This window comes from Methylobacterium sp. WL7, from assembly GCF_008040085.1.
Lineage (GTDB): Bacteria > Pseudomonadota > Alphaproteobacteria > Rhizobiales > Beijerinckiaceae > Methylobacterium > Methylobacterium mesophilicum.
In genome coordinates this window covers 1-4,691 of record NZ_VRVG01000218.1, presented here as the reverse complement: position 1 = coordinate 4,691, position 4,691 = coordinate 1, and the positions used below count along the sequence as shown (strand labels likewise).

Here is a 4,691-nt window from a genome sequence, read left to right as displayed (position 1 = left end):
GGGTAACGCCGTCGTTTCAAAGCCGGGAATACAGGGGGCATTCCCGCGGGCACTATACGAGCACGATAGGGTCGAGGTTGCATGTACCTTAGAGCACCTCGAAAGAAGGCCACCGTCTCGGCGCCTGTGTCGCGCACGTGCGCAGAGGCTCTTGCGGCACGCTCCGGAACACCAGAACACCGCCGGCGATCGGGTGATGGCCCCGTCAGCGAGGCCGATGCCCAACGGGCCAGGAACGGAAAACGTTATCTCGATCAACACCTTGGACCGAACGGGAATCCAACATGCCAGCCTACGGCGGCCGTCCGGGAGGTTCGTTACCCGAAACGGCCGGTCGACACGATTAGACCCATGCGCGACACAGAGTGGAGATTAAATTTGCGCGCCGACAGAAATTTTTAACCGGGTACTCAGTCACGCGAGAGCCGTTCCCACCTTCGATGTTACGGGCTCTCTTGGGCCGAACCGGCATCCATTTGGCGGTTGGCGGTCCAAGACACGAACGCCGTGCCGGACGAACCGGCTTCAGGCGCGCCGGAACCGGCGGCTCAGCAGGACGCTGCCCAGCGCGAACACGGCGAGCATCGCCAGCCCGGCCACCATCTTGGGCGTGACCAGGGCCCTCAAGGTCAGAGCCTCGTCGCAACCGGTCGTCCCCGCGGCAAGGCAGGCGGCCTTGGCGGCCTCGTGGGCCGCGACCACGTCCTCGATCCCGGCGCCGGTCGTGGCGTAGACCAGGGCGCCCGGCAGCAGGCCGAGGAAGGTCGCCAGCACGAAGACCCGCATCTTCACCCCGCAGGCGGCGGGTGCGAGGTTCGTCATCCAGAACGGGAACAGCGGCAGCAGGCGCATCACCGCGATGTACCCGAAGGCGTCGCGCCGGAACGCGTCCGTGAACGCCGCGAGCCGCGTGCCGCCCATCCGGCGCAGCAGATCGGCCCCCGGCCCTTTGCCTATGGCGAACACGATCGCCGCCCCGGTGGTGGCCGCGCAGACCGCAGTCAGCGCCCCCGGCACGATTCCGAACAGGAAACCGCAGATCATGGTCAGGAACAGCGTGGCTGGCACCGAGACCACCACGGAGGCGACGTAGACCAGGTAGGCCGCCACCACGGCGCGCAGGTACCCGGCCTCGACGAAGCCGTGCAGCCAGGCCCGCGAGGCGAGCAGCCGGTCGAGGCTCAGGAGTTGCGCGACGCCCGAGACCAGCACGAACGCCGAGATGCACAGGAGCAGGACCAGCGGCAGCCACCGCCGCATCCGCTTCCAGCGTCCCTCCGGGACGGACGCGAGCCCGACGTCGCTCACCCGGCTTTGCGCATCCGCAGGATCTTGAAGAACCCGCCCGGGAAGGTCGGCTTCAGCCCCAGCACCTCGACGCCGTTGCGCCGGGCCCAGGCCTCGATCCGGGTCGCCTTGAAGTCCGACGACCAGCCGATCTTGGTGCAGAGCGGTGCCACGACCTCTTCGACCCGGGCGAGCGGGCCGTCGCTCTGGCCGAAATGGTTCGCCAGCACGATGCCGCCGCCGGGCCGGACCACCCGCAGGAACTCCGACATCGCGGCCTCGGGGTCGGGCACCAGGGTGATGAGGAACTGCGCCACGACCGCGTCGAAGCTCGCGTCGGCGTAGCCGAGGTGGCAGACATCCATCACCTGCAGGCCCTTCACGTGGGCCAGGTTCCGGCGCTTCACCTTGGCGCGGGCGCGCTTGAGCATGTCCTCGGAGAGGTCGACCCCGCAGACGAAGCTCGCCTTCGGGTAGTAGCCCAGCGCCAATCCGGTGCCGACGCCGGCCTCCAGGATGCGCGGCCCGTGCTCGGCCGCGGCCTCCACGGCCGCGCGGGCCGCCGGCTCGGTGAGCTTGTCGTAGACCACGTCGTAGACGGGGGCCCAGCGGGCATAGGCCTTGCGCATCAGGGCCGTGCTCGGCCCGGCCATCTGCGGCTCGCTCAGCATCGTTCGGATTATCCAGAGATTGAGATCAGGCGGCTTCTCGGGGCCGGGCCGACAACGCATCGACCCGCCGGATGGTGCCGCCGCCCAGAACACGGGCCCGGGGGCCGTCGTCGCCGTAGAGCGCGCAGGCCTGGCCCGGCGACACGCCGTCCTCGGGCTCGGCCAGCACCACCTCGGCGGTTCCGTCCGGCGCCATGGTGAGCGTCGCCGGCCGCGGCGGCCGGGTCGAGCGCACGCGGACCGCCACCGGCAGGTCGCGCACGGACCCGGCCGGACCCTCGCCCAGCCAGTTCATATCCGAGAGGCGGATGCGCGTCGTCGCGAGCGCCGTGCGCGGGCCGACCACGACCCGGGCGGTGTCCGGCTCCAGGCGCACGACGTAGAGCGGCTCGGAGCCGGACAGGCCGAGGCCCCGGCGCTGGCCGACGGTGTAATGGACGATGCCCGCGTGCTGCCCGAGCACGTGGCCGCCGAGATCGACGATCTCGCCGGGCCGGGCCGCGTCCGGGCGCAGGCGGGCGATCACGTCGCTGTAGCGGCCCTGGGGCACGAAGCAGATGTCCTGGCTGTCGGGCTTCTCCGCCAGCGACAGGCCGAGGTCCTTGGCCAGCGCCCGGGTCTCGGCCTTGGACATCTCGCCCAAGGGAAAACGCAGGTATGCGAGCTGCTCGGCCGTGGTCGCGTAGAGGAAATAGCTCTGGTCCCGGGCCGGATCGAGGGCGCGGTGCAGCGCCCGGCCGCCCCCCGGCAGGGCCCGGCTCGCCACGTAATGCCCGGTGGCCAGGGCGTCGGCGTTCAGGTCCCGGGCCAGCCCGAGCAGATCGCGGAACTTCACGGTGCGATTGCACTCGACGCACGGAATCGGGGTCTCGCCCGCAAGGTAGCTCTCGGCGAATTTCTCGATCACCGCGTCGCGGAACCGGTCCTCGTAGTCGAGGACGTAATGCGGGATGCCGAGATGCTCGGCGGCCGCGCGGGCGTCGTTGATGTCCTGGCCGGCGCAGCAGGCGCCCTTGCGATGGGTCGCGGCGCCGTGGTCGTAGAGCTGGAGCGTGACCCCGACCACGTCGAAGCCCTGCCGCTTCAGCAGCCCCGCAACCACGGAGGAATCGACGCCGCCGGACATGGCGACGACCACGCGCGTCTCGTGGGCTGGCTTGGGAAGGTCGAGGGCGTTCATCGCAGGGGTCCGCCGCCGCCGGCTGGAAGGCGTCTCGGCTGCACGGCCTGTCTATAGCGGGAGTCCGATCGGCTTTCCAGGGCGGGGTTTTTTGGCGGGGGTGAGCGGTTTGCGCAGGCGCGGTGCGAGGCGTGGGATCAATCCCGGAAACAAGCGCCGGTTCGAAGGACGTCCGATCCGGGGATGACACGCACCCTACCTCCCCCGCAGAGCTGCGATGTTCACACATCGGTTTGCGAAAGCCGCCACGCGTCCCCTCTCCCGTGCGGGCTCGCAGATTCACACATTGGGGTCGGCAGGATACGCTGGAGACACCGCGGCCTGCCTGACCCAGCAACCGAGTGCCCCCACCCGGCAAATGCTGCCGGTCGCGCGGCAGCTTCGGACCCGGACGATATCCGGTATCCGAAAGCGGCACGACAAAATCCCTTATCGATCAGTCAGTTATCCAATCGCCCCAATGGCCTGGCCCTTGCTCGATCCCGATCGAGAGGAGCCCAGCATGGCGAGCGGTGCAACGGATCGGTTGGATGTCACCGGGTGGATCCCGTCCGCCCGTTCTTCGACCACGCCGCGATCGGGCTGGGATGCGGCCGGCGTCGCCGCCCGGGCCGGCGACTCGTCGCAGGATCGGTTCGGCGCGGCTCTGAGCGCGGCCCGGGCCCGGGATGCCGCTGCGGCGGCCCGCACCCGCGACGAGAGCCAGCGCAGCCAGGCCGATACGGCCCGCACGGCCGCGGAGCGCGTCCGGGATGCCGCCGAGACCGCGAAGGCCCGCGCCGCCGCCCGGCCGGATGCCCGTCCCGCCAATCTTCCCAAGCCGCCGGAGCCCCCGGCGCAGACTCAGAGGACGGCAGCCGCGGATGCGCGGCCCGCGACCTCGATGACCCGCGCCGCGACACAGGCGCCGGCAAAACCGTCGGATCCCGCCTCCGTCGGGGCCGTTCGGGATACGGATCCGAAGGCGCAGCAAGCCTCCGACGCGGCGACGCGGCCGGCGCAAGAGGCTGCCCTCGACGCGACCGCTGCCACCGCCGCCGGTACCGACCCGAAAGCCGGTGATCCAGCCGCCGTCGAGACCGCGCAAGTCGAACCGGCGCCGGGCGAGGTGCCGGCCCAGACCACGCCTCCACCGGCGAGCCCGGCCATGCCGGGAACGCTGCCGGCGCTGCTGGCCGAACTGGTGAAGGGTGCCCCGCTCGTTGCCGGCGGCGCAGCGGCCGACGGCGAGGCCAAGGATGTCGGAGCGGTCGGCCCGGGCGGCGCAGGGCTCGCTGGGTCTGGGGCGGTGCCGACGCAGGGCGCGGGCGCGGATGCGTCCGGAGCAAAGCCAGACCTCGCGGTCTCCGGGCCCAAGGCCGGCCCTCCTCCGATGGCGAAATCGTCGGCTCAGGGTGCCAGCCCGGTCGAGGCGGTCAAAGCCGGCGCGGCCGATCCTGCGGGCAAGGAGGCGGCCTCGAGCGCGGCCGCCGGCCAGGACTTCCTGACCGCCCTGGCGGATGCCGGCCAAGGCGCCGGCCCGGCGGCCGGCATGCAGGCCCCGGCCCCCACCC

The 4,691-nt window shown here is 71.2% G+C and carries 3 protein-coding genes and 1 pseudogene; 1 reads left to right on the top strand and 3 read right to left on the bottom strand.

Annotation, left to right across the window (positions count from 1 at the left end; translation table 11 throughout):
* Positions 1 to 525: 525 nt before the first annotated feature.
* The 3 genes from FV233_RS28160 to mnmA are packed head-to-tail and all read right to left on the bottom strand — an operon-like array spanning position 526 to position 3,138.
* Positions 526 to 1,308 carry a VTT domain-containing protein gene (locus FV233_RS28160; protein WP_147857269.1) on the bottom strand — a complete coding sequence of 261 codons (783 nt, stop codon included), beginning with the start codon at positions 1,306 to 1,308 and terminating at the stop codon, positions 526 to 528.
* Positions 1,305 to 1,958 (bottom strand): class I SAM-dependent methyltransferase, encoded by a 654-nt coding sequence (locus FV233_RS28155; RefSeq protein ID WP_147857268.1) that lies wholly within the window; start codon positions 1,956 to 1,958, stop codon positions 1,305 to 1,307. The genes FV233_RS28160 and FV233_RS28155 overlap by 4 nt, the downstream gene beginning before the upstream one ends.
* Before the next feature lie 25 nt (positions 1,959 to 1,983).
* Entirely contained in the window at positions 1,984 to 3,138 is a 1,155-nt protein-coding gene (gene mnmA / locus FV233_RS28150) for a tRNA 2-thiouridine(34) synthase MnmA (protein WP_147899490.1), read from the bottom strand.
* Positions 3,139 to 3,640: 502 nt separating this feature from the next.
* Between mnmA and FV233_RS28145 the strand changes: the two are divergent.
* A pseudogene (locus FV233_RS28145) lies at positions 3,641 to 4,691 on the top strand (flagellar hook-length control protein FliK); the annotation flags it as partial.